We start from the raw sequence: 25510 nt of genomic DNA, 5'->3' as shown, positions 1-25510 counted from the left end.
ATCAGGATGCTGTTCATCGTCTTGCTAAAGTCTGTTGAAAAATAATAACAGTTTATTACTAACGGGTTCCATCTTGAGATGCAATACACATCGAATTGACATTGTGGTCATAATACGATGTAAATACAGAATAAACCGATCCCTGAATCATACAGTTGTCGGTTTATTCTTGATCAGTATTTTTATTTTGCAAGTAACTATCAATGATTTTAACCCAATCCGGTAACAAGGCCACATGATGTTTTATCGTTTCACTATCTGATTCCAATACAATCACGCCATCTGAGCTGCTGTTGTCAATGACAATTAAATGATCGATAAGTTTAAGATGTAAGAGCAGATTGTCTAGTGAGGTCTGATGCCGTCTTATAATATCAGCGGTATCAATGTGGTGGCCCCCATTTCGAACTCGTGCAGCAACTCGCTCGATATTAAGACGATAATCACCAAGGCCCACATAAAACATGATAACTTCAAAGCCATTTTCTTTTGCCACTCGCATTTGTCGAATCACATTGCCACCAGCAAGTGTCGTCTCTACGGTAAAATCTCGTTTATTTCTTATACAATCCCGTGCTAGCTTAATCGCTTCCTTTCCTGCCGATACTTTGTATCGATCAGGGTTTTTACGATCAATCCCTCGCGCTAACGCATCTGGATCGATATTAACACTTACACCAAGTTTATCAACGATTAGATTACGAATTGTACTCTTACCACTTCCATTGTTTCCTGCGAACACAAACATAGTAGCAAACGGCTCACTCATGATAAAATATCCTGCTCTTTAATTCGTTCGACTTGACCATTACTGTACTCTTTAACAAATTGACCATCCGACGTTTTGTAGACAATATATGTGCCATTTGCTTTAGCGTCCAGTTTTGCTCTATCTCCAGTTAGTTTGATTAACTTGCCTAGGTCGTGTGTACGATTCATTCAGCCATCACCATCCCATCCAAATCATATATCGAGAGTATATCATAAATCGAAAAGTCTGAAAGAATCCAGCGTCACTCAAATCCATACGAATACCGCACGGCTAAAAATCGTGACAAGTAAATAGGATCGAAATATTGTCTTTTTAATACATTTTAATAAATAAATTTGGAATAAATGCTACCTTCAGTTTTTTTTATTCGTCTATAATAACAAATACAATTGCGGAGGTACAGGCAATGAAATCTTTTCGTTTTTGGCTAGTCCTAATCTCATGTCTAGTTATTACTATCAATATTACAGGGTACGACGACTATAACATGCTATTGGCTATCATTAGCCCGCTAGTTTGGATGTATGAATCATTTCGATTTGTGCGAGAGGCAGACATCCCCATAACTATTGTTTACTTCACTACACTAATTTTCTGGTATCTCATTGGATACGCTTTGGACCGTTTGATTAGAAAATTAAAAAATTAAAGTCACTTGAAATCACCTTCTAAATTGTCGTCTACTTTGTCAGGCTCGTACTCGACCGTTCTGTAGTATAGAAGCGTTCATATATTCTGAAAATGTCGAGACAGCAGCCTCTTTGGGCTTATCGGGAAGTTTATAAGATTCCTTACCTCCTCCAAAACCTGTAGCAATTACGGTCAAAATCCCTCCTAAGACAACCAAGCAAGCCAACTTATTACGCGATACAATCCTCAATAAATAACCCCCTTTGTTGTAAATTTTACCACCTATTTTCAACGTATCTCAACTTAAAAAGGCACTGTAAAACGCAGCATAACTTCTTGTAAAACCCCATTCATTTAAATCCAAGGCCATTCTTTCCATATAATTTTATTTTAACGTAAATACTCGCTGAATACCTTTGTTACCTTATGTAATGTCGTCTTCCCATCCTGTAAACTAAGTTCCATCAAGCGGTAACCGCTGGATCATAGAGAGGATGAGATATTTATGGGTTTGGATAATAGAGTTTTTGCGATACAAGCTGGTCTGGACGGACGTGTAAATGCAGTTATAGATCAAACCCTTGCCGAGAAGCGCCTAGTCGGCGCAGTCGTCATGATATATATGGACGGTTCACCCGTGTATGTCCGAGCAGCGGGGCTGGCTGATCGAGAAGAACAACGTCCTATGCATGAGGATGCTTTATTTCGGCTTTCTTCTGTATCCAAACCGATTGTATCTACTGCGGCTTTGGTTTTGGCAGCCCAAGGATTGATTAAACTCGATGAATCTATTGAACGCTGGTTGCCCGACTTTCGCCCCCGATTAATCAGTGGTGAGCAGCCCTCCATTACAATACGCCAATTGCTGACCCATACTGCCGGGTTGACCTATGGCTTTTTAGAGGAAGAAGGCGGCGGTCCCTATCATCGTGCAGGCGTATCAGATGGCATGGATTTCTCAAATCTTACGCTGGAAGAGAACTTGCAACGTTTGGCTTCTGTGCCACTGTTATATACACCGGGTAAAGCGTGGGGATATTCGATTGCTACTGATGTGCTCGGCGCTATCATTAGCCGTGTATGTGGCACAACCCTTGATGCAGCTGTTAAAAAGCTCGTTACCGAACCTCTCGGTATGCACGACACCAGTTTTGCGATCGCGGATGCTGGACGGCTTGCGGCTCCTTATGTCAACGATATATCAGAACCCCGGCGGATGCGTGAGCTTGAGGTTGCGCAGGTTTTTGAAGGCACCGCAGGACTTCGTTTTCAGCCTGCACGAGCCTTTGATCCCTCGGCTTTCCACTCTGGTGGCTCTGGTATGATTGGCAGCGCAAAAGATTTTATGCGGCTACTGGAAACACTGCGAAACGGCGGCAATCCGTTACTTTCAGAGGAATGGGTCCGTGAAATGGGCACCATCCAGACCGGGAACCTCCCCTTGGCAGGCTGGCCGGGGCGGGGCTTTGGACTAGGATTCACCGTACTCCAAAATCCCGACGAAAGTGGAACAGCAGAATCACCCGGAACGTGGCGTCTCGGAGGAGCTTACGGTCATTCGTGGTTCGTTGATCCCGCACTAAGACTTAGTGTGGTCGCCTTTACCAATACAGCATTCGAAGGGATGTCAGGTCCGTTTACAACCGAGCTTTGCCAAGCCATTTACGGTAGCTCAAATAGGATCTAATAAAGTGGGGGTTACATGTTTATGGTCTACAGGCGAGGACAGGACAATTAACGTGGTAGAGTGCCCGTGCTTTCCACACTCATCCCCGAACTGCTCCAGCTTGAGCATAGACTCAACCATGACTTTCAGTAAGTAATTTTGCTCGCCGCTGATTCTATGGCACTCAATGACTTCAGGTGCAGATTGGCAAAACTCAACAAATGAATTGCATTGATTCGTGTGCACGAGCACGTGAGCCATGATCGGCTTTCCGACTTTCTCATGTGAAACTATGGCACGATACCCGGTGATAATACCTTTATCCTCCATGCGCCGCACTCTTTCCGTTACGGCAGGCTGGGAAAGCCCAACCTCCTTACCCAGCTCGGTCATGGAGATACGCGCCTGGTTTTGTAGACACAACAAAATTTTATGATCCACTTGATCCATCAAACCATCCTCCTTAAGTTCAAGGTAATATTACAAAAACACAATTATTATTATGTATTATTTCGAATATTGCCTTATTATTTTATGATTTAATGAAATATTAGCATGCAAAATCAAGGACGTAAAGCAGGAAGACGTGGAAAGGGAATGAAACCAATGAAATATAGTAAGCCCCTGCTTTTCATTGCGCTTGGCCTATTTGGTGTATACACGATTGAGTTCGGTGTGGTTGGCATTTTGCCGGTCATCATTGAACGTTTTCATATTACGGCAGCTCAGGCCGGGTTTCTTGTCAGTTCATTTGCATTGATCATCGCGCTGTTCGGTCCCTTCATGGTGCTATTGATGTCCAGGTTTAACCGCAAGCGAATCATGACAATGTCGTTGTTTGTTTTTGCCATAACAAGCTTGCTGTCAGCCTATACATCCAACTTTTATCTACTAGTGATTTTACGTATCATTCCGGCTCTGTTTCACCCGGTGTATTTCTCGCTTGCCTTTGTCGCTGCCACTGCGTTGTATCCCCCGGAAAAAGCAACGCAAGCTTCCGCCAAGGCCTTTCTCGGCACGAGCATGGGAATGGTACTCGGTATTCCAATTACAGCCTATATCGCCAATCAATTTTCATACGAGGCCTCCTTCTGGTTTACTGCGGTAGCGAATGGGCTTGCAGGGATCGGTATTTTATTTATGCTGCCGGATACACCGCAAGCCGAAATGTTCTCCTATCGGAAGCAGCTTGGCATTTTGCGTAAAGTATCGCTATGGCTCAATATCGGGGCGGCTACTTTTATTTTTGCAGCCATGTTCTCGGTGTATAGCTATTCTGCCGAATATTTGGGGCAAAATACAGGGATGAGCAGCAAGGTTATCAGTTTTCTGCTTATTATTTTCGGCATCGGCGGAATGCTCGGCAATCTGTTGGCTGGCAAGCTCATGGGCTTGCATAAGGTACGGACCGCTCTTTTTCATCCAGTAGTCTTGGGGGGCACCTATTTGTTGTTGTACGGGATCAGTTCTTCATTTATCCCTACGCTCTTCATCATTATCGTGTGGGGGGCCGTTCATACCAGCGGGCTGATTGTCGCCCAGATTTGGGTGATTGATGAGGCCAAAGAAGCTCCCGCGTTTGCCAACAGTCTTTATATCTCGTTTATTAACCTAGGGGTCTCACTGGGCTCGCTGGCAGGGGGGTGGTTTATTGCCAGAGCGGGGATCTATGGGACGTTATGGAGCGGTTTGCTGTTCGCCATGCTGGCGATGGTATGCATCGGATCTAAGTTGATTTATCCAAGTATTATGCGAAAATATAAAGGATTAGATGTGCAAAGCTAAAGAGTTGCAAGAGGGCCAAGCCTGTTATCATAAAAAACCGGTTCAACACTTTGTATGGTGTTGAACCGATTTTTGTTTAAAGATTGATTCCTGCCTGTCGGATTAGATCATGCCCAGCGATCACGATGCTTGCCCCTTGCTTTGCTGCTTCTATGGCTGTTGCCAGCCCTATACCTGCACTGCCGCCAATCACGACGACACGTTGATTATGTAAATGCATATTATTGTCAGCTCCTTTATAAGGATTATATCGTAACTATTTTTAAGACATACTCATTTTTATTCGTATGGGCTTTCCTGTACCGTGCTTTTGCGATAGGATGTCGGCGATTGGCCCGACCAGCGCTTGAACTGTCTGCTAAAATGCGCAATATCCCCATAGCCGAGCATATCGGCAATTTGTTGCACCGACCATTGCGGGTCAGCTAACAGCAACTTGGCCTCATGCAGCACAAGCTCAGATAGATATACACGGGGAGATACGCCGAAAACGCTACGGAATACACGATTACAATGGGACACGCTAATACCTAGCTCGGATGAAATCCCCTCGATCCCATCCTGTTTTTCCACCGATCCGGCCTGTCCATAAGGCTGATTTACTCTGCCCTGAAGACGACTGGCAATCTGATGGGCAAGCTCTGCCTGCACATATCCACGCCCCGGCAGATGGGCCGCTTCACTGGATACAGCCTCCCACAATGTTGCGAACAGTTCAAACACAGCAGATTGAATTCGCATACGCTTTGCCACCGAATCACTACCTATTCCTATGTCTTCTGGCGTTGAAAGATCAAGCAGCTTGCTCAACGCTGGTCCCATCTGACCTGCCACTGTGCCTTCAGCTGGAAACATCACCTGCTCCAGACGACTCAGGAGCGAGAGAAACAGCTTATCATCAATGTCGAAATGCATGCAAAAATACGTAAATCCTTCTCCGTTACTATGGCTCGAATGGACAATGCCCGGGCGCAGCAGCACCAGATCACCCTGTCGCTGGGTATAGCTGCAACCATCCACAACCATGATCTGTTCTCCCGCAAGCACGATGTTAATTTCATATTGAGGATGCTCGTGTGGCGGATAGCTCCACTCTCTTCCGACACTTCGTGTATGAATGGCAAACAAATTGACTGTGGTCCGCACATCAGGAAAAAAGAACTCCTCTCCGGCAGCTGCAAGGTCTGGATGATGAGGTTGCTTCGGTAAACGTGGTGACGACATGTTTTCCCTCCCGGCTTACTTACATGGATATACTCCAGTATATCGCTTTCCGCGCGATTTGGATAAATAGTTGCGCGATTTGACAATGGTTCCCCGCCACATGACATGCTAGGCTCTAAGTGAAGTTAGTCAAAGTTAAACCTTACTATGAAAGGGGTTTCATTATATGTCGAAAAATATATTTTATAACACACAGCATGCACCGATCGGTTCTTTTTCCAGCTTTACGCTTGGGTTTAAGGGCAATCGCGGCGGACTTGGTTTGGAACTGGGCAAGCCTGCCGACGAAAATGTATATATCGGGCTGCAATCCAGAGATGGCGGATCATACGAGGCGCTTCCCTTTTTTGCATCCACACAGGATGAAAGTGCCCGCTACGACGTGGAGAAAAAGGGTAAACGAACGGAACCACAGCTTATGGCCTTTGCCGATTCAGACATTACCCGTGAGCTAAAAGCAGGAACGGATACATGGCAGGCTGGTGATTTGACGTTCCGACTGTACTCTCCTGTTCGCCCGGTGCCCGAGCCGGGAACCGCGGGTATGGATGAGCTGCGAGCAGCGTTGGTTCCGGCGGTATTCGCTGAGCTAACCGTCGATAACACGCAAGGAACTGCAGCACGAAAAGCTTTTTTCGGCTATCAGGGCAGTGATCCGTATAGCGGCATACGCATTATAGGAGAAGATCCGCGCAGGGACACTACGGATTCTACCCCATTGGAGGGAAGACTCACAGGCATCGGCCAAGGGCGCAGCACAGCCATTGTGACCAACAGCAGCGAAGCAGTACCTGCCAGCGGATTTGCAATGGAGAAGCTGCTTGGGGAGACCATGGCCGAGAATTTATCCTTTGGCCTAGGCGTGACGGGTGCGCTTCTGATGGACGTTCCCGCAGGTGAGAAGCGCACGTATACCTTCGCCATATGCTTCTATCGCGGCGGCATCGTAACGACAGGCATCGAAGCATCGTATTACTATACCCGGCTGTTCAAGGATATTGAAGACGTGGGGAGCTATGCATTGAAGCATTTTACAGACCTCACCGCAGCCTGTGTTCAGGCTAATCGCTGGATGGAGTCGGCCAACCTGAGCCCGGATCAGGAATTCATGCTCGCTCAGGCGATCCACAGCTACTACGGCAGCACCCAACTGCTTAGTCACCAAGCGGACGGAGAACCGATCTGGGTTGTGAACGAAGGCGAGTATCGGATGATGAATACACTCGATTTGACGGCAGATCAGCTCTACTATGAATTGATTTTAAATCCATGGACGGTGCGCAACGAGCTGGAGTGGTTTGTCCAAAGGTACAGCTATCGGGATGAGGTACGCTTTCCGGGAGAGGAACAGACCTATCCGGGTGGTATCACGTTTACGCATGATATGGGCGTGGCCAACGTGTTCTCCCGGCAGGGATACTCCTGTTATGAGCTGGCAGGGATTGACGACTGCTTCTCTTACATGAGCCATGAGGAGCTGGTGAACTGGCTTTGCTGCGCCACGGTATATATCGAGCAGACACAGGATCAGTCATTTACAACACGCATGCTGCCTGTCTTGTGTGACTGCTTCGAAAGCATGCTGCGGCGGGATCACCCCGACCCGGCACAACGAAACGGCTTGATGGGCTTGGACAGCTCTAGAACCCGGGGAGGCGCAGAAATTACAACCTACGACAGTCTGGACGTATCTCTGGGTCAGTCCCGCAACAACATTTATCTAGGCAGCAAATGCTGGGCGGTATATGTTGCACTGGAAAAAATATTTGCCTCAAAAGGGCTTAACTCCCTCTCACAGGAGGCTGGCTTACAGGCGGACAAATGCGCAGCCGCAATCACAGCACATATGACAGACAAGGGCTATATTCCTGCAGTTATTAAGGAAGGCAATGACTCGCAGATTATTCCTGCCATTGAGGGGCTGATCTTCCCTTACTTTACAGGATGTGAGGCTGCGCTTAAGCCTGATGGACGGTTCGGTGGATATATCCAAGCACTGCGGCGCCATTTGGAAACTGTGCTGGTACCGGGAGTTTGTCTGTTTGAAGACGGAGGCTGGAAGCTGTCCTCGACCAGTAACAACTCCTGGCTGAGCAAAATCTATCTGTCACAGTTTATTGCCCGCGAGCTGCTGGAACTGCCTTGGGAAGAAGCTGGGCAGGCCGCAGACGCTGCCCACGTCTCATGGCTCCTTCACCCTGAAGAATCCTATTGGTGCTGGAGCGATCAGATACTGTCCGGTGTTGCTCACGGCAGCAAATACTATCCACGCGGAGTTACTGCTATTTTGTGGCTGTATGAAGGCAACGGCAACCGTCTGACTCTCCCTGAGCATATGAGTCAGGATCAGGAACAGCATGCCTGAGGATCATCTTCACCTGCCCAAAAGGAGGCTCCAATATGAGCAAGCTTATGGATATGCCAAAAGAGAGCGGCTATGCGGCTTGGCTGCATTACAGCCGCAATAGTAAGGTAGAAAAGCTGCCCGCTTGGTGCAGGGTCATCGTGGTCCATGAGACAGATGAAGTGCTTCAATCGGCTGCGAGTGAGCTTCAGCACGGATTGACCTCCATGTTTGGACAGCAGCCGAAGATCAGCGCCGTTCCTGTGAATGCGCCATTCATTGCGCTGGGTACGTTCCCAGCGCATCCTTTGGTCGCAGAACGATTCAGCGCAGAGGAACAGGCAGAAGTGGGTGCAGAAGGCTACCGAATTCGCGGGATAGAGATGCCAGATCCGGCATATTCAGCTTCGCATGGTAACGATGAGTTCAAAGGACAATACGTTACAGTCGCAGGGCAGACCTCCAAAGGCGTATTGTACGGAGTCTTTCATCTGCTGCGCTACCTGCAGGGAGGACTAGATGGGAAGTTGAAGCCCACCAACGAATCATTGCACGCCCCCATTCTAGACCAATTATCCAACCCTGTTAATCCCATCCGCATGATCAACCACTGGGATAACATGGATGGTAGTGTTGAACGTGGATATGCGGGCGGATCTATTTTCTACGACAATAATGCCTTTACTACAAATATGGAGCGCCTGCGAGACTACGCCCGTCTGCTCGCTTCTGTAGGCATTCAAGCACTATCCATCAACAATGTGAATGTCCATCAGGTAGAAACCGAGCTGATTACAGATAGATTCCTACCGGATGTGGCTAAAGTAGCTGCGGTGTTTCGCGCCTATGGCATACAGATCTACTTGAGCATTAACTATGCCAGTCCTATTCAGCTCGGCGGGTTAACCACGGCCGATCCCTTAGAATCAGCTGTAGCTGAATGGTGGCAGACCAAAGCCCAGGAAGTTTACGCCGCCGTTCCTGATCTGGGTGGTTTTGTGGTCAAAGCCGATTCCGAAAATCGGCCTGGACCGTTCAGCTACGGACGCCATCACGCCGATGGAGCCAATATGCTGGCAGATGCATTGCAGCCCTATGGCGGACGCGTGATTTGGCGCTGCTTTGTCTACAACTGCAAGCAGGACTGGCGCGATCGCAAGACGGATCGGGCCCGCGCAGCCTTTGACCATTTTAAACCGCTGGATGGGCTGTTTCGGGAAAATGTCATTTTACAGATCAAAAATGGTCCCATGGATTTTCAGGTGCGGGAGCCTGTCTCCCCCCTGTTCGGTGCGCTAGAATCCACTCAGGTACTGCTGGAATTTCAAATTGCACAAGAGTACACCGGCCAACAGAAACATCTATGTTACCTTGTTCCGCAATGGAAGGAGGTATTGGATTTTGACACCTACGCCCGAGGAAAAGGCTCCACCATCAAGCGTATCGTGAGTGGCGCTTTGCATTCTCCCAAGCATACCAACTATGGAATAGCCGCTGTATCCAATATCGGTGCAGACACCAATTGGACCGGACATTTGCTCGCCCAATCCAATCTTTATGGCTATGGTCGGTTGGCTTGGGACCCGGACCTGTCCGCAGACGAAATCGCTGATGAGTGGGTTCGGCTGACGTTTGGCAGACAAGGGAATAGCGACGGCGACACAAATTTGATTTCTAGCATTAAGCAGATGCTGCTCGATTCATGGAATATCTACGAATCCTACACCGCCCCTCTCGGGGTCGGCTGGATGGTCAGTCCCGATCACCACTATGGGCCGGATGTAGACGGGTACGAATATTCTATGTGGGGCACCTACCATTTTGCTGATTGCCGGGGGATCGGGGTAGATCGCACGTCCGCAACCGGAACGGGCTATGCAGGACAATATTTTTCTCCCAATACTAATATCTACGAAGCTACGGACACCTGCCCGGATGAGCTGCTCTTATTCTTTCACCATGTTCCTTATACACACTTGCTCCACTCCGGCCAAACTGTCATACAGCACATTTATGATACCCACTTTGAAGGTGCAGAACGTGCAACCCTTCTCCGAGACACATGGGTTAGTCTACGAGGGCATTTGAGTGATGCCATGTATGAACAGGTTCTGAAGCGGCTGGAGCATCAGACTGAGCATGCCAAAGAATGGCGGGATCGGATCAATACGTATTTCTACCGTAAAAGCGGCATTGCCGACCAGAAGGATCGCCCTATTTATTAAGCAAGCTGCCTCGGCAATACTTTCATACAGACTGGAACAAGGCTTCTCTACGCCTAGATTCGCTTTCTCCTATACTGGCATTGTCTATCCACACATCATTAAAAGGCATGCGTCTTACTCAGACCTATGCCTTATTTTTTTGCCTGGAAACTTTTAAGCACACGGTTGCTTACGTAAAATGTCATATTTGTCCACTCTGAGTGTGCAATAAATTCTTCTTTTTATGCAACCGCTTGCTTTATACTATTTTTGTAGACGTTTACAAAATGTTGTCGAATTAGACTATGCATTGGGGAGGATGATCGGTTTGACCTTGTATCGAAGTCTATGGAAAAAAGGGTGTATGCTTCTACTAAGCCTTGTGCTGTCTCTGACCGCCTTCATTGGCTCACCCTCTAATACGGCGAGCGCTGCGGTTGCAGATGATTTTCAGGCTTCCGTTATGGGACCGCTGGCGAAAATTAACGACTGGGGTTCCTTTAAAAAGCAACTGCAAACGTTGAAAAACAATGGCGTGCATGCCATCACTACCGACGTCTGGTGGGGCTATGTGGAGAGCGCAGGAGACAACCAGTTCGATTGGAGCTACTACAAGACCTATGCAGATGCCGTGAAAGAAGCGGGACTGAAGTGGGTTCCTATCATCTCAACGCATAAGTGTGGAGGAAATGTGGGAGATGACTGCAACATCCCACTGCCAAGCTGGCTGTCGAGCAAGGGCAGTGCAGATGAAATGCAGTTCAAGGACGAAAGCGGTTTTGCCAATAACGAAGCCCTCTCTCCATTATGGAGCGGGACTGGTAAACAATATGACGAGCTATATGCCTCATTTGCTCAAACCTTTGCTAGCTACAAAAGCATCATTCCCAAAATTTATTTAAGTGGTGGGCCCTCTGGAGAATTGCGATATCCTTCATACTATCCGGCAGCGGGATGGAGTTATCCTGCACGGGGCAAATTCCAAGCCTACACTGAAACAGCCAAAAGTGCGTTCCGCACGGCCATGAATGAAAAGTACGGATCAATGGACAAGATTAATGCAGCATGGGGTACCAAGCTGAGTAGCCTTAGCCAAATCAATCCGCCGACCGATGGGGACGGATTTTACACGAATGGGGGATATAATTCCACGTATGGAAAGGATTTTCTGTCGTGGTACCAAAGTGTGCTTGAGAAGCATTTGGGCGTCATCGGAGCAGCTGCACACAAAAACTTCGATTCTGTGTTCGGTGTCCGTATCGGAGCCAAGATTTCCGGTCTGCACTGGCAGATGAACAATCCTGCCATGCCGCACAGCACAGAACAAGCGGGTGGATATTATGATTACAACCGTCTCATTCAGAAATTCAAGGATGCCGATCTAGACTTGACATTTACTTGCCTGGAGATGAGTGACAGTGGCACAGCACCGAATTATTCGTTGCCGTCCACCCTGGTTGATACCGTCTCCTCCATCGCGAATGCCAAGGGTGTTCGCCTGAATGGTGAAAATGCACTCCCGACAGGCGGCAGCGGCTTCCAAAAAATCGAGGAAAAAATCACGAAGTTCGGTTATCACGGGTTTACGTTATTGCGCATCAACAATCTCGTCAACAATGATGGCTCACCAACCGGTGAGTTGAGTGGATTCAAACAATATATCATCAGCAAAGCCAAGTCTGACAATAATGGCGGTACAGGCAACAAAGTAACGATATACTATAAAAAAGGCTTTAACTCACCTTACATTCACTACCGTCCGGCTGGTGGTAGCTGGACTGCTGCACCGGGTGTGAAAATGCAGGATGCCGAAATTAGCGGCTATGCCAAAATTACCGTCGATATCGGTTCTGCCTCCCAATTGGAAGCCGCTTTTAACGACGGCAATAACAACTGGGACAGCAACAACACCAAAAACTACTCCTTCAGCACGAGCACTTCTACGTACACGCCCGGTAATAGTGGCAATGCAGGAACGATCACTTCAGGCGCTCCAGCGGGCGTGAATCCCGGGGATGGCGGCGGTACAACTAACAAAGTAACGGTATACTACAAAAAAGGCTTTAACTCGCCTTACATTCACTACCGTCCGGCTGGTGGTAGCTGGACTGCTGCACCGGGTGTGAAAATGCAGGAAGACGAAATTAGCGGCTATGCTAAAATTACCGTCGATATCGGTTCTGCCCCCCAATTGGAAGCCGCTTTTAACGACGGCAATAACAGCTGGGACAGCAACAATACTAAAAATTACCTTTTCAGCACGGGAATTTCTACCTACACACCCGGCTTGAACGGAGCTGCAGGATCTATCCGAACGGGGGCACCTTCAGGAAGTGCCGTCAGCGTAGTGACTTCCACCTACGCAACCGACCTCAACGAAGTGGCAGGGCCTATCCAAACAGAAAAACTTTCGGGTGTATCCTTAAACGTAAGCACTTCTACCTACACACCCAATGTTAACGGAGTTGAAGTAACTGCTCAAACGGAGGCGCTTTCGAGCGCCTTCACTCCTATAGATCTGAATACCCTCTCCAAGCCCACTCCCCTTGGCACAGACTGGAGCAAACAGAGCATTTATTTTATCATGACAGACCGTTTCAGCAACGGAGATACATCCAACGATAACTACGGTGGCTTCAATTCCAACAACAGCGATCAGCGCAAGTGGCACGGTGGCGATTTTCAAGGTATTATTAACCAACTCGACTACATTAAAAATATGGGGTTTACCGCCATCTGGATTACTCCAGTAACGATGCAAAAGAGCGAATACGCTTACCACGGCTATCATACGTATGATTTTTATGCGGTAGACGGACATCTCGGTACCATGGACAAGTTCAAAGAGCTGGTTGGTAAGGCACACGACAAAAATATCGCTGTTATGCTGGACGTAGTTCCCAATCACACCGGCGATTTTCAACCTGGGAACGGCATCGCCAAGGCTCCCTTTGACAAAGCAGATTGGTATCATCACAATGGCGACATTACAGGGGGAGACTACAACTCCAACAACCAATGGAAAATTGAAAACGGTGATGTGGCTGGACTGGATGACCTAAATCATGAAAACCCCGCTACCGCAAATGAGCTTAAAAACTGGATCAAATGGCTGCTTAATGAGACAGGCATTGACGGACTGCGGTTGGATACCGCCAAGCATGTACCGAAGGGTTTTCTAAAGGATTTTGACCAAGCCGCCAATACCTTCACCATGGGTGAAATTTTCCATGGCGACCCTGCTTATGTGGGGGATTACACCCGATATCTCGATGCCGCATTAGATTTTCCGATGTATTATACAATCAAGGATGTGTTCGGACACGATCAATCTATGAGGAAAATCAAGGAGCGCTACTCAGATGATCGTTACTATCGCGATGCCCAGACCAACGGTGTATTTATCGACAATCATGATGTAAAACGTTTCCTGAATGACGCCTCCGGCAAGCCGGGTGCTAACTATGACAAATGGCCACAGCTCAAAACTGCCTTAGGCTTTACTTTGACCTCACGCGGGATTCCTATCATCTATCAAGGCACCGAGCAAGGCTTTAGTGGCGGAGATGATCCTGCTAACCGGGAAAACGTTGTGTTTAACGCCAATCATGATCTGTATCAGTACATCGCTAAGCTGAACTCTGTGCGCAACAGCCACCCTGCCCTGCAAAACGGGAGCCAAAAGGAAAAATGGGTAGACGACTCCTTTTACAGCTTCCAGCGCTCTAAAAACGGCGACGAGGCCATCGTACTTATCAACAACTCATGGAGCAGTCAAACTCGCACGATTGGCAACTTCGACAATCTGTCCAACGGTACCCGTCTGACCAACCAGCTGAGCAACGACTCCATTCAGATTAACAACGGTTCGATCACCGTGACTCTCGCTCCAAAGGAAGTTAAAGTTTTCACCAAATAAGTTACACCGAATATTCAATTGTGCTAAAATAAATGGTAGAAGGATATACTAAAAAAAGAGCAAGGATGCTGTAACATCCCTACTCTTGGCAACAGCCGCTTTGAAGAGCGGTCGGCTGAAAAGGGCTAGCTATTAGAGATAGACCGTGTTTCCCCTCTCCAGGGCGGTCTATTTCTTTTTGTTATACTCTACTTATTTTTCTATACGAACATAACTTCGCAACGCTAAAAAAAGTCCCAGCACAAATATAAAGAAAATACTGATGACCCCTCCAGGAACATACGTGAATGTTCTGCCCATTTGTCCATGGGGAGAAAACAATAGCGGAACTGTCCATGGATAAAAGGTATTCCCCGGTGTATTAATCAAAACAAAATTTAAGCACATAACCGTACACATCCCAATAATGGCGGGTACAAATTTTTTCCAGCGAATAGCAAAGAACGTGATGATCGGGATGAGCATAGCGTGCATAAGAATCATCTTAGCAAATACCCCAAGCTGATACATAACAATTTCAAAGGTTAGCGGTCTGGTCGTAATAAACGTACCCAATACTGTAGATAGCACAAATGCCATCAGTAGGCTAACAGCGATGTACATATAAATAACGAGTAGTTTGCTGAAGTAAATACGAGTCCGGCGAATCGGGTTTGTAAACAGTGCAATATGGGTCTTCTCCTGATACTCTCTCGCATAGATATAGCAGGTCAAAATATAGTAGCTCATATACCCAGTCAGAAAATTAATAAGAATAACAACACTCATAAAGTAGTCATTCCAACCATCACGATCTATGGAATACTTGGGACTATCCGCGTAACTATAAAATTCTAAAAAAATGGTTAATACTAAAATCATTACACTCAACCAAACAATTTTAGTTCCTTTCAGCTTCAAGCACTCTGCTTTAAACAGGTCAAGCATAGTAACCCTCCTCTCGAAAACTCTCTATTTATTCTTTTCTTTGATATGTCCATATAGATAAAAGCAATCCAAGAAGAAAGGTCACCGATAAGCTGAACCATGCTACTGAAACATTGGTAGGTATAGTCGCATTTCTTTCATTAGGAGATAAAAGATACGGAACAATCCACGGATACCATTCACTTTTGTATATAAAATTCAAAAATATTGCAGTACAAACTACGAGCACAACCACCATGATGCTCTTCCAGCGTATAGCAAAAAAAGAGGCGATTGGGATTAACATCACATGCATCAGACACATTTTAGCAAACACTTGGATTTGGTATACCCAGATAGCCATCGTTAAAGGTCGATCTGTAATGGACATGCCTAATAAGGCAGACAAAAACAGAACGAGAAATAAGGATACAATAATAAATCCATAAATAATGATCAATTTACTAAAATAAAATTTAACCCTGGTGACAGGCGTGGTAAACATAAATAGATGCGTGTTTTCCTGATACTCTCTTGCAAAAATATGACCGGTTAATATGTAGTAACTGATAAATCCGGCTGCAACATTGACGAAGAGAACTATGCCCTCGAAATAGTAAGTCCAACCCCGTTTATCAATTGAATATCTGTAAAAAATAGCGCTCGTCGCAAATTCCAACAGCACAACAGCCAGCAATATAATATAGCTCAACAAGAAGGCTTTAGAGCCTTTAAGTTTAATAAGTTCTGCTCTAATCACGTCGCCCATCCTCTCCTGAAATGAGAGTCAGAAAGTACTCCTCGAGTGTCTGCTTGGAGGTGTGTATCTCATAGACTGAAAACTGATGATCTATTAGCTGCTTATTTAACGCAGCTGTATTCTCAATCTGACTATGAATTCTTAGTTGTTGTGGGGATATCACATTAGATTGAAGTTGCTTCATGTGCTCTTGCAGAAATGCTTGCACTGCTTCTGCATCGTCTACCTTTACATCTGTATATTGCTCAAAACCTTCCTCTAATCGGCTCAAACGATCTTCCGCTAACAGTTTTCCATTATGTATAATCCCGATGTGTGTAGCTAACTGCTGAATTTCGCTCAAGATGTGGCTGGAAATAAGAATCGTTTTTCCTTCTTCCTCGCACAACCGCTTCAATAGCTGACGAATTTCCTTAATTCCAGATGGGTCCAGTCCGTTCGTCGGCTCATCTAATATAAGCAACTCAGGGTCATGAACAAGCGCCCTTGCAATCCCTAATCTTTGCTTCATTCTTAGGGAAAAATTCTTGAACTTTTTTTTGCCGGTATGCTCTAATCCCACAGTAGTTAATGTTCGTTCAATTCTCCCATCATCCTGCACCCCCATGTACATACAGCAAATTCTTAGATTGTCGCGTGCGCTCAAATTTTCATATAAACCAGGCGTTTCGATAATTGTACCTATTTTCGAGAAAATAGAAGGATAGTTTTTCTCCAGCCGCTCGCCAAATAAAAAAACCTCCCCACTTGTAGGCTCAATTAGCCTCATTAGCATGCGGATAGTGGTTGTCTTACCAGCTCCATTTTCACCGAGGAAACCGTAGATACTGCCACGCTCCACATGTAAGGATATGTCGTCTACGGCTACAGACCCCCCAAACTGTTTGCGGAGCTTTTTCGTTTCGATAATATATTCCACTTTCAAACCTCCTAATCACTAAATAATACAAGTATACAAAATATAACCACTACTACCTGTAAGATTGCTTACACTGTACCATCTGTCCATAAAACAAAACAGGCACCTGACGAAGCGTACACTTCGTTGCAGGTGCCTTGTTTATATATAAACAACGTGGGATTACTTAGGCCTCAGTAGCCACGTTGATATTGTTCAGGTATGGAAGGCTCTTCGCCGCGCAGCGTCACTGCTGCATGAATCGCCCAATATGGATCGCGCAGCAATCCGCGTCCCACAGCGACCAGATCGGCATCCTCGTTGCCGATAACGGACTGCGCCAAGGCTGGCTCATCCAGTGCGCCTACAGCGATCACCGGGATGTTCAGTGCCTCGCGAATTTGGCGTGCGAACGGCACTTGATAGCCCTGATAGTTGCCCGGCTTTCTGGCGCCAGCAGGGCCTTCCCCGCCCGAGCTAACATGGATCACATCTACGCCTGCCGCCTGATATGCACGGCTCAGCTCAATGGCATGATCCACATCGTACCCACCATCTACGTATTCCACCGCGCTGATGCGTAAGATTAACGGCATACCCGCAGGCATTTGCTTGCGTACAGCCTGAATAACCTCAACACCGAAACGGGATAAATCCTTACCGTACTCGTCGTCCCGCTTGTTTGTAACTGGCGAATGGAATTGGTGAATCAAGTAACCATGTGCCCCGTGAAGTTCAATCGTATCCACGCCCGCTTGAACTGCACGCCGGGTAGCGTCTGCGAATTTCTGCACCATGCCACGGACTTCCTCCGTCGTAAGCGCGCGTGGCTGTTTATAATTCGCATCCGGGTATGCAATCGCGGAAGGAGCAACTGGCTCAGCTGCATCCTCAGCTTTACGGCCCGCGTGAGCAATCTGGATGCCTACCTTGGACCCGTGCGCATGAATGCCGTCAACCAGCTTCTTATAAGCTGGGACATGCTCGTCTGACCAAAGACCCAGATCATAATCTGTAATCCGTCCATCCGGTTCCACGTCCGTCATTTCTATAATAATCAGGCCCGTGCCTCCAATAGCCCGGCTCAGGTAATGGACATGATGCCAATCATTCGGAATCCCGTCCTTGGCTGTCACCGAGTATTGGCACATCGGGGGCATCACCACACGATTCTTTAATTCCAAATCTTTCAGTGTATACGGTGTAAACAACGAATTCGTCAAAACGTTCATCTCCTTTTTATCTTCGTCACATAAACGAAAAATACGCTCCAAATTACACGGTCTATTAAAAACATAATCGGCATAGTCCAAACGGAATAAAAGAGATTCCTCCAACGGGGGATCTCTCACATTTGCAACTTGCAGTCATTATGTATGTCGTATGTTGTAGATATATTGCACACAACCTATTATCCACAACTCAATAACTTTTTGCAAGTAAATATTTAAATATTATTAAATATTTTTTTGTCCTTCCCCTCTCCGCCTCCTAGCTATAATACAAAAAGACGCCCTTACGGACGCCTCTGCAATACCAATCTTATTGTGCTGAACCTAATTGTACCCATGCCTTCTCAATCTCTGCAACCGCCTGATCCTTGTTCATGTTACCGCTGATATATGCCTGCATCAGCTCACCAAATTTTTGGTGGAACGTATCCAGCGAGTAGTTAACAGACAGATCACCGGACTTCGACGTTTTCAAAATGCTTTCCATTTCCTTAGGCATTTCCAGATCAGGAAGCGGTGCATCCTTAATTGGAGGAATCACCTTCGCTACCTGGGAGAACCAGTTCTTACCGTATTCCGAAGTGTACAGCCAGTTGAAAAATTCAATTGTTTCCTTGGATACTTCGGAATCCTTGTTGATACGCAACGCCTGATCCGCACCGGTAATGATAACCGATTGATCCGCTTTGTCACTCACCGGATATCCCATGATGCCAATCTTGAGATCAGGATTAATTTTCTTGATTGCTTCCTCATCCCATGCACCTTTACCCGTCATAAATGCAGCTTTTCCGGATGCAAAATCACTTACTTCCGCATTGCTGTCCCGTTCCAGTGGCTTATCTGTGCCATGTTTCACCGTCAAATCAATGAAGTTAAAGAAGTTGTTGTACAGCACTGGGTAGTCCTTGATTTTTGCTTTGCCTGCGATAAAATCACTAACGAGCTGTTTCGGTTCCACGCCTGCATCCTGCGCGGCAGCATCTACATAGTGTTGGAAGATATGTTTCCATACCCACCACTCTTTATATGCATTGGCAAATGGAGTAATGCCCTTCGCCTCTAGCTTGGTGACCGCATCTTGCATTTCTGCAATCGTCTTCGGCGGGGAGGTTACCCCAGCCTTGGTAAGCAAATCCTTATTGTAAATCAGCGTAAACAGGTTCCCTTTTACCGGGAGTCCCAGCACTTTCCCGTCACTGGAGCTCATATTCGCTCGAACAGCATCCGTCATGGCTGCTGCCAGCGGCTCATTGGTCAGATCGGCGCTATAATCTGCATACGTGTCGATGTCGCCTCCTGCCGTCGTTTGGAATACATCCGGTGTACTACCTGAGGCTATTTTCGACTTCAGAATCGTGTTGTAGTCTGCCTGCATGATCTCCAGATTGATCTTCACGTTAGGTTTGACATTCTTATACTCCTCGATATACGCGTTAAAAGCATCGGTATACTCTGGTGAAGCTGTGAACATGTTTATTGTAACCGTTTTCAAATCTTCTTTGCCGCCAGCACTTTCTTTCGACGCATCCGTGCCGCCGCTACTTCCACATCCGCTCAACAAACCGACCGTCAAAAGCAAACTGCCGGATAACGCCATCATCTTCTTTAACATGGATACTCCCCCATTTGTTTGTGATCAACGTCCATGCGATCATTCTAAAAAATATACTCCCATTTAAAAAGGCAGATTAGTGAAGCGTTAAGGGTAAAAAAGTGGTTTATTGCAGGCTTACGCGATACTCAGACGGTGACACCTGATAATAATTACGGAAAGCCTTACTGAAATAATTTTTATCTTTGTAGCCGAGCATATCCGAGATTTCCTGTATTTTCAGGTTAGAATCACCCAGCAGCTCCTTCGCCTTGTCCATTCTAACCTTCTGTACATATTCGTGAATACCGTAACCAAACTGCTGCTTAAACAGCTTCATCAGGTATTCCCGACTCAAAAAATAGGTTTCGGCAAAAAACGAAATTTTGATATCCTCAAAATAATAACGGTCGATGTGTCTTTTGATGTCCGTTATGTCAAAGGACTGGTTCCCCGCTTGAGCATGTTGGACCCCAGCAATATAAAGCTCCAGCATCCGATTCAATCTCTGACCGTAGTGGACAAAGCTCGTAAAATCAGCAGACAAATCGCTTTCCCCCACTTGCTCCGGTTCTTCCAAAGCTCCATCTTGATTCAACGCTGACGTAGACGCACCTAACTCAATCGCAGCTTCTCTCAGTAAAAAATGGAACTCCTTCATCATTCGATCCGCATCCTGTAAACGGAAAATAGGGCCTGATGCCAATTGTTTTAGCAGATCGCCCAGCAGTACCTTTGCCCGGTTCGCCTGACCTGTCTGAGCATCCTTTTGGATCGACAACAGTCGCTCCGTCCATGACATTTCCTCTAACGTACCCATTTGCCGTGGCACTGTATGAAGAATGGATTCCCCTTCCAGCTTCAACACATCCGTGCTGTGAATGAGCGTCTTGGCATCCATATAAGCAGACGCTAGCTCCAATACATCTGTGCAGAGCTTACCCAATCCGGCAACTACCACCATGCTGAACAGCCCATGCAGGTTCGCCACCGCCTTCTGTGTCACTTGTGCCAATAGTAAGGCCATATGTTCTTCTTGTCCTGGGGCCAAGGTACAGATCGAAACGACCTCACGCTCCCGTCGCGGATGGGAGAAGCTAAAACAACTCAACCTTTCATCTGACGTCTGAGCTAACACATTGGTCACGGCAAAATCCATCAGATCGGCATCGCCATGAAAACGCGTCCTGCGAATCTCATCCCTGTTCAGCAGCCGCAGCACGATCACCCCAAAGCGATTCCCCGGCTGATCCGCTCCGATCAATGGGAGCAACGCCGTATTGGCCTGCCTTTTGAAGCTACCGTCCAAAATGGACAAATATAGCTTCTCTTTCAGCTTCGGCAGTGACATATTCAGTGTAATGTTCTGGCTAATGAACTTGTTTTTGCTTTGCTCTCGACTTTCCAGAATGTCCACTGCTTTGCGCAGTGCCTGGTTCAGATCCTGACGATTGATAGGTTTGAGCAGATAGTCCACCACCCGGGATTGAATCGCCTGCCGTGTAAATTCAAAGTCATTGTAGCCACTAATGACAATCGTCAGCAGGTGGGGATATGCCTTTTCGATGGCACGAAGAAATTCGATACCGTTCAGCTCAGGCATTTTCATATCGACCATCACCACATCTATATGGTGCTGACCCAACAGCTCCAGTCCCAACCTTCCATTCGTCGCCTCATAAATATGTTCAATGCCCAGACGGTCCCAGTCCCCGATAATACGAATGGCTTCGCGCAACGGCTCTTCATCGTCAATAATCAATACGTTATACATGACTACTTCCTCCCCGGGGAATTTGCATTCTCATTTCCGTTCCCGTTTCATCCGTAAGTATGAATAATCCTGCCTGATCTCCATACAAAAGCTTCAACCGTGTGTTCAGATTTTTCAAGCCAATATGCTCGCTCTCCCGTTCTTCCCATTTTTCATGGAATGAATCCAGCACCATTTTCAGCTTGTCCTCTGAAATCCCAGGTCCGTTGTCCCTGACTGTAATTGTTGCATTTGTAGAACTCGATTCGGCTGAAATGACGATCAGAATATCGCTTGATACTTTTTCCAACGCATGCTTGATAGCGTTTTCCACCAACGTCTGCACAGATAATCTCGGAATCGGCAGCTCCATCAGCGTTTCTTCCCATACCACTTCGACCCGCAGTCTCGCTCCGAACCTTGCTTTTTGCAGACCTATATACCGTTCAATGTGCTTGAGCTCTTCGCGGGCAACTACGATATCCTTGCCGTTGATGGAATACCGCAACGTTTGGGCCAACGCATCTACCATATCCGCCATGTCGAACATCTCCCGCTTTAATGCCTGCGTGGATATGGCTTGCAGGGCATTGTACAGAAAATGAGGATTAATTTCAGCCTCCAACGCCTTGAGTATGGCGTTCTTTTCGACCAGCTTCATGCGATAGCGCTCATTAATAAGTTCTTCGGTTCTTTGTACCATTTCGTTAAAATGCAGCGACAAATATGCAATCTCGTCATGTCCCTTCACAGGAGCTGTTGCTCCAAAATCTCCGGTGCTAAACCGCTTCATCTGGGTGGACAGCTTATGTAAAGGTCGGGTAATGGCGTTCGAGGTCAGTGTCACTAATATAATAGACACACCTAAAAATAAAGCCCCGATGGCATAGCTCCAATTCCGTGTTGTTGTAGCTGCTTCATAAATCTGGCGGTATGGGATGGGCTTAATGAGCTGCCACCCATCTTTTTCACCAGCATCATAGACGACCAAATATTCCTGGTCCCCACTGCTATCTGACCACGTTACTCGCCCGCTTCCTCCCTTGCCGATCTGTGTCAACACTCCAGAATCACGCATCCGCTCATATAGCGGAAAGCTGTTCACATAAAAGGGAACCCCTTTAGGGCTCATTAGCATCAATTGGTCCCCTTTGCCCAGTGGAATGTTCTGCATGATTTCGTCCACGGCGCTCGCATTGTAATAAAAGGACAGCACCGCCTGCGGATGGCGGGATGCAATCGACCTCAACACTCGATGGTATGCCATAAAGCTCGCTTGTGGCGCCACATAGCCCATATCAGAGCGGGACCCTACAAAGGATTGAAATGATTCGTTCGTGGTACTAGCCATCGCCTCTTTATACCAAGGAAGCTTGGGAATATCTGTGTTTATTCCTTTGCGCACCGTAATGTTGTACGTCTCCCTGGTAACCACATAGTATTGATGTCGGTCCGCCACGTACAGATAGATCGCTTCCAGATCATTACGTGAATAAAACATGCTGCGCAAGTAATTTTCAATGACCATTCTCGAAGCATAGTCCTGATTCTCATTGGCAATGGCGTTCATGATATCGTTATAACGAAGCTGCGGAAGAGCCAACTGCTGCATTCCCTCCAAATAATCCTCCAAATTCTGATTGACCAGCAACAGATTATTGGTCGTGCTGGCGATGCTATGGTTAACCGACTCCTTTTCAATCATCTGATAGGAAATAATTGTGAGTGAGCCCACCACCAGAATAATCACCGAGGTAAAAAGTAGAATGAGCTTGTTCACTAATTTTTGCGTGATTCTCCTCCACGTGGAGCGAAGAAACGTTCCTACACGCTCTGACATCATGATAATCGCCCCTTTTGAAAGCGTACACATTTTTACCCTCAACTGTTTTCTTAAATCCATTGGTCCGGCCCTAGGGGCTATCCTATACTTTCATTATATCTTAAACAGCTTGGAGAGAAAGAGCGGAAAATGTTGAGAAAAAGAGGTGCGTTATGCTGAAAAAAAGGGGAACTCGGGGCGACAAGGGCAGTAAACTGGAATTCGGTTTATTCACACTGCCCGTAATCCTGTGCATTACGATTGCATTTTACATTCCGTTTTTGATGACGATACGCTATTCCCTGACGAAGTGGAACGGCATATCCAAACATCCGAAATTTGTAGGTCTGGATAACTTCAAGCAAATCCTGCTTGGAGACGCCAATTTTGCACATGCAGCCTGGTTTACCGTCAAGTATGCCATTCTGTACATTGTATTGGTGAATGTGCTGGCCATTTTGCTGGCGCTCGTTCTCGATATGAAGCTGAAAAGCTCGGCTTGGCTGCGGGCGGCTTTCTTTATCCCGTATATCCTCAGTCTCGTGATTGTCGGCTTTATATGGAAATTCATCTTCATGCAAGGCTTTGAGTCACTGGGACACAGTACAGGCTGGGGCATCTTCCAGCTAAGCTGGCTGGGTGAGGAAGGGCTCGCGTTTATTTCCATTTTGGCGGTATCGATCTGGCAATCCATTGGCTTTTACATGGTCATTTATATTGCAGGCTTGCAATCTGTGCCAGAGGATTTAAAAGAGGCTGCCATTGTCGATGGCGCGGGGCCGATTCGGAGATTTTTCAGTATTATTCTACCGATGCTCGCACCTTCCATTACGATCTCAGTCTTCATGGCACTGACCAACTCGATCAAAGTGTTTGACGTCATTTTATCCCTGACCGGCGGTGGGCCCGGTGGTACAACATACAGCATTGCGTATGATATTTACCGGGACACGTTCCAGAACAATCTGTATGGCTACGGAACAGCCAAAGCATTGATTTTATTCGTTGCAGTCCTGATCATTACGATTATTCAATTGTCTATTTTCAAACGCAGGGAGGTTGAAGCCTGATGCAACGCAGCCGTACGGGACGTATTTTGCTAGAAGCGGGCATGATTGTATTATCATTGTTATTTTTGTACCCGCTGTTTCTCGCCATTAACAATTCGTTCAAAAGCTTCGCTGAGGTCATGACCGACGTCATTGCGCTGCCCAAGCAGCTTTCGCTGGATAACTACGTATATGTATGGAAATTCATTGACTATCCACGCCTATTTCTGAATAACACCATTATCACCGTCGTCGGACTGGCAGGTATCGTACTGATATCTTCCATCGCGGCCTACAAGCTGGCAAGAACCAAAAGCAAATGGAGCTCCGTGATTTACATGCTGTGCATTATGCCGATGCTGATCCCGTTTCAGTCCATCATGCTCACTGTCTTGCGACTGGCAAAAGACTTAAATCTGGCAGATAGCACTTGGGGACTTGGCTTGCTGTATTGGGGCTTCGGCGCACCGCTGGCAGTGTTTATCTATCACGGCTTCGTGAAAGGTATTCCGGTCGAGATTGATGAAAGTGCCAAGATCGATGGGGCCTCGGGCTTCCGGCTTTTCTTTTCCGTGATTTTCCCCTTGCTGAAATCAGTCACTGCTACCATTGTCATTATCGACGTGATGTGGATTTGGAACGATTTTCTGCTTCCGCTTCTCATGGTTAACGGCTCACCTAGCACCAAGACGCTGACGCTGGCCGCCTACACCTTTGTCGGACAGTATACGTCAGACTGGCAATATGCCATGACCGCGATGGTAATGGCTGTGCTGCCTTCGATCATCGTATTTATTTTTCTGCAAAAATACATTGTCAAAGGCGTCGTTGCTGGAGCCGTCAAAGGCTGAGTCAAGGAATCGAAGCCAGATGCAAAAAAGAGGACTTGCGTGTTGTTCGCGCAAGTCCTCTTGTCTTCGTGATATCCATCATGGGCTTCTGTACAGTATTC

Annotated in this window: 19 protein-coding genes and 1 pseudogene; 7 read left to right on the top strand and 13 right to left on the bottom strand. The window is 46.8% G+C overall.

Annotated features, from left to right (window positions below; genetic code table 11):
* Positions 1-163: 163 nt before the first annotated feature.
* The 3 genes from WA407_RS01230 to WA407_RS01220 form a co-directional block, all read right to left on the bottom strand.
* Complete coding sequence (locus WA407_RS01230) at positions 164-769, bottom strand: zeta toxin family protein (protein ID WP_322158962.1); 606 nt, start codon at positions 767-769, stop codon at positions 164-166.
* Entirely contained in the window at positions 766-939 is a 174-nt protein-coding gene (locus WA407_RS01225; RefSeq protein WP_172828283.1) for a hypothetical protein, read from the bottom strand. The genes WA407_RS01230 and WA407_RS01225 overlap by 4 nt, the downstream gene beginning before the upstream one ends.
* A 521-nt stretch (positions 940-1460) precedes the next feature.
* Positions 1461-1652, bottom strand: coding sequence for a hypothetical protein (locus WA407_RS01220; RefSeq protein WP_336076611.1), 192 nt, complete (start codon positions 1650-1652; stop codon positions 1461-1463).
* 255 nt (positions 1653-1907) lie between these two features.
* Between WA407_RS01220 and WA407_RS01215 the strand changes: the two genes are divergently transcribed.
* A complete protein-coding gene (locus WA407_RS01215) occupies positions 1908-3089 on the top strand; it encodes a serine hydrolase domain-containing protein (protein WP_336076610.1) in 1182 nt (393 codons plus the stop codon).
* Here the strand turns inward: WA407_RS01215 and WA407_RS01210 are convergent.
* Positions 3075-3518 carry an Lrp/AsnC family transcriptional regulator gene (locus WA407_RS01210; protein WP_023990936.1) on the bottom strand — a complete coding sequence of 148 codons (444 nt, stop codon included), beginning with the start codon at positions 3516-3518 and terminating at the stop codon, positions 3075-3077. The two genes, WA407_RS01215 and WA407_RS01210, sit on opposite strands and share 15 nt — an antisense overlap.
* A gap of 156 nt (positions 3519-3674) precedes the next feature.
* Here WA407_RS01210 and WA407_RS01205 point away from each other — a divergent pair, with 156 nt between their 5' ends.
* Positions 3675-4853: an MFS transporter gene (locus tag WA407_RS01205; RefSeq protein WP_322171973.1), complete on the top strand. Its 1179-nt coding sequence runs from the start codon at positions 3675-3677 to the stop codon at positions 4851-4853.
* A 112-nt stretch (positions 4854-4965) separates the two neighbouring features.
* Here the strand turns inward: WA407_RS01205 and WA407_RS01200 are convergent.
* Positions 4966-5073 (bottom strand): annotated as a pseudogene (locus WA407_RS01200) (SDR family oxidoreductase); the annotation flags it as partial.
* Between the two features lie 59 nt (positions 5074-5132).
* Positions 5133-6077 (bottom strand): AraC family transcriptional regulator, encoded by a 945-nt coding sequence (locus WA407_RS01195; RefSeq protein ID WP_336076609.1) that lies wholly within the window; start codon positions 6075-6077, stop codon positions 5133-5135.
* 166 nt (positions 6078-6243) lie between these two features.
* Between WA407_RS01195 and WA407_RS01190 the strand changes: the two genes are divergently transcribed.
* The 3 genes from WA407_RS01190 to WA407_RS01180 all read left to right on the top strand — a co-directional run bounded on the left by WA407_RS01190 (position 6244) and on the right by WA407_RS01180 (position 14544).
* Positions 6244-8442, top strand: a complete 2199-nt coding sequence (locus WA407_RS01190; protein ID WP_061829508.1) for a glycoside hydrolase family 52 protein — start codon at positions 6244-6246, stop codon at positions 8440-8442.
* A gap of 35 nt (positions 8443-8477) precedes the next feature.
* Positions 8478-10646: an alpha-glucuronidase family glycosyl hydrolase gene (locus WA407_RS01185; protein WP_061829509.1), complete on the top strand. Its 2169-nt coding sequence runs from the start codon at positions 8478-8480 to the stop codon at positions 10644-10646.
* 307 nt (positions 10647-10953) lie between these two features.
* Positions 10954-14544 carry a family 14 glycosylhydrolase gene (locus WA407_RS01180; RefSeq protein ID WP_061829510.1) on the top strand — a complete coding sequence of 1197 codons (3591 nt, stop codon included), beginning with the start codon at positions 10954-10956 and terminating at the stop codon, positions 14542-14544.
* Positions 14545-14736: 192 nt separating this feature from the next.
* Here the strand turns inward: WA407_RS01180 and WA407_RS01175 are convergent, their stop codons facing one another.
* The 7 genes from WA407_RS01175 to WA407_RS01145 all read right to left on the bottom strand — a co-directional run bounded on the left by WA407_RS01175 (position 14737) and on the right by WA407_RS01145 (position 23560).
* Positions 14737-15471 (bottom strand): ABC transporter permease, encoded by a 735-nt coding sequence (locus WA407_RS01175; protein WP_336076608.1) that lies wholly within the window; start codon positions 15469-15471, stop codon positions 14737-14739.
* A gap of 28 nt (positions 15472-15499) precedes the next feature.
* Positions 15500-16219, bottom strand: a complete 720-nt coding sequence (locus tag WA407_RS01170; RefSeq protein WP_336076607.1) for an ABC transporter permease — start codon at positions 16217-16219, stop codon at positions 15500-15502.
* Positions 16203-17129: an ABC transporter ATP-binding protein gene (locus tag WA407_RS01165; protein ID WP_336076606.1), complete on the bottom strand. Its 927-nt coding sequence runs from the start codon at positions 17127-17129 to the stop codon at positions 16203-16205. Before WA407_RS01165 ends, WA407_RS01170 begins: the two co-directional genes overlap by 17 nt.
* Positions 17130-17302: 173 nt before the next feature.
* Entirely contained in the window at positions 17303-18331 is a 1029-nt protein-coding gene (locus WA407_RS01160; RefSeq protein WP_336076605.1) for an NADH:flavin oxidoreductase/NADH oxidase, read from the bottom strand.
* 319 nt (positions 18332-18650) lie between these two features.
* On the bottom strand, positions 18651-19955 hold the full coding sequence (locus WA407_RS01155) for an ABC transporter substrate-binding protein (RefSeq protein ID WP_254326265.1): 1305 nt from the start codon (positions 19953-19955) through the stop codon (positions 18651-18653).
* Between the two features lie 106 nt (positions 19956-20061).
* Entirely contained in the window at positions 20062-21708 is a 1647-nt protein-coding gene (locus WA407_RS01150) for a response regulator transcription factor (protein WP_336076604.1), read from the bottom strand.
* Positions 21701-23560, bottom strand: coding sequence for a cache domain-containing sensor histidine kinase (locus WA407_RS01145; protein WP_336076759.1), 1860 nt, complete (start codon positions 23558-23560; stop codon positions 21701-21703). The genes WA407_RS01150 and WA407_RS01145 overlap by 8 nt, the downstream gene beginning before the upstream one ends.
* A 122-nt stretch (positions 23561-23682) precedes the next feature.
* Between WA407_RS01145 and WA407_RS01140 the strand changes: the two genes are divergently transcribed.
* Both WA407_RS01140 and WA407_RS01135 read left to right on the top strand, forming a co-directional pair.
* Positions 23683-24579 carry a carbohydrate ABC transporter permease gene (locus WA407_RS01140; RefSeq protein ID WP_254328113.1) on the top strand — a complete coding sequence of 299 codons (897 nt, stop codon included), beginning with the start codon at positions 23683-23685 and terminating at the stop codon, positions 24577-24579.
* On the top strand, positions 24579-25409 hold the full coding sequence (locus WA407_RS01135; RefSeq protein ID WP_039271872.1) for a carbohydrate ABC transporter permease: 831 nt from the start codon (positions 24579-24581) through the stop codon (positions 25407-25409). Before WA407_RS01140 ends, WA407_RS01135 begins: the two co-directional genes overlap by 1 nt.
* The last annotated feature ends 101 nt before the right edge of the window (positions 25410-25510 follow it).

The sequence above is a fragment of the Paenibacillus sp. 203 genome, from assembly GCF_037027525.1.
GTDB lineage: Bacteria > Bacillota > Bacilli > Paenibacillales > Paenibacillaceae > Paenibacillus > Paenibacillus polymyxa_B.
The sequence above is the reverse complement of the archived record's forward strand: the minus strand, read 5'-3'. Positions and strand labels throughout refer to the sequence as shown.

Excerpts from the sequence above, each read along its gene's own strand:
- WA407_RS01230 (WP_322158962.1), bottom strand. The coding sequence starts at position 769 with ATGAGTGAGCCGTTTGCTACTATGTTTGTGTTCGCAGGAAACAATGGA.
- WA407_RS01225 (WP_172828283.1), bottom strand. The coding sequence starts at position 939 with ATGAATCGTACACACGACCTAGGCAAGTTAATCAAACTAACTGGAGAT.
- WA407_RS01215 (WP_336076610.1), top strand. The coding sequence starts at position 1,908 with ATGGGTTTGGATAATAGAGTTTTTGCGATACAAGCTGGTCTGGACGGA.
- WA407_RS01210 (WP_023990936.1), bottom strand. The coding sequence starts at position 3,518 with ATGGATCAAGTGGATCATAAAATTTTGTTGTGTCTACAAAACCAGGCG.
- WA407_RS01205 (WP_322171973.1), top strand. The coding sequence starts at position 3,675 with ATGAAATATAGTAAGCCCCTGCTTTTCATTGCGCTTGGCCTATTTGGT.
- WA407_RS01195 (WP_336076609.1), bottom strand. The coding sequence starts at position 6,077 with ATGTCGTCACCACGTTTACCGAAGCAACCTCATCATCCAGACCTTGCA.
- WA407_RS01190 (WP_061829508.1), top strand. The coding sequence starts at position 6,244 with ATGTCGAAAAATATATTTTATAACACACAGCATGCACCGATCGGTTCT.
- WA407_RS01185 (WP_061829509.1), top strand. The coding sequence starts at position 8,478 with ATGAGCAAGCTTATGGATATGCCAAAAGAGAGCGGCTATGCGGCTTGG.
- WA407_RS01175 (WP_336076608.1), bottom strand. The coding sequence starts at position 15,471 with ATGCTTGACCTGTTTAAAGCAGAGTGCTTGAAGCTGAAAGGAACTAAA.
- WA407_RS01170 (WP_336076607.1), bottom strand. The coding sequence starts at position 16,219 with ATGGGCGACGTGATTAGAGCAGAACTTATTAAACTTAAAGGCTCTAAA.
- WA407_RS01155 (WP_254326265.1), bottom strand. The coding sequence starts at position 19,955 with ATGTTAAAGAAGATGATGGCGTTATCCGGCAGTTTGCTTTTGACGGTC.
- WA407_RS01150 (WP_336076604.1), bottom strand. The coding sequence starts at position 21,708 with ATGTATAACGTATTGATTATTGACGATGAAGAGCCGTTGCGCGAAGCC.
- WA407_RS01145 (WP_336076759.1), bottom strand. The coding sequence starts at position 23,560 with ATGTGTACGCTTTCAAAAGGGGCGATTATCATGATGTCAGAGCGTGTA.
- WA407_RS01140 (WP_254328113.1), top strand. The coding sequence starts at position 23,683 with ATGCTGAAAAAAAGGGGAACTCGGGGCGACAAGGGCAGTAAACTGGAA.
- WA407_RS01135 (WP_039271872.1), top strand. The coding sequence starts at position 24,579 with ATGCAACGCAGCCGTACGGGACGTATTTTGCTAGAAGCGGGCATGATT.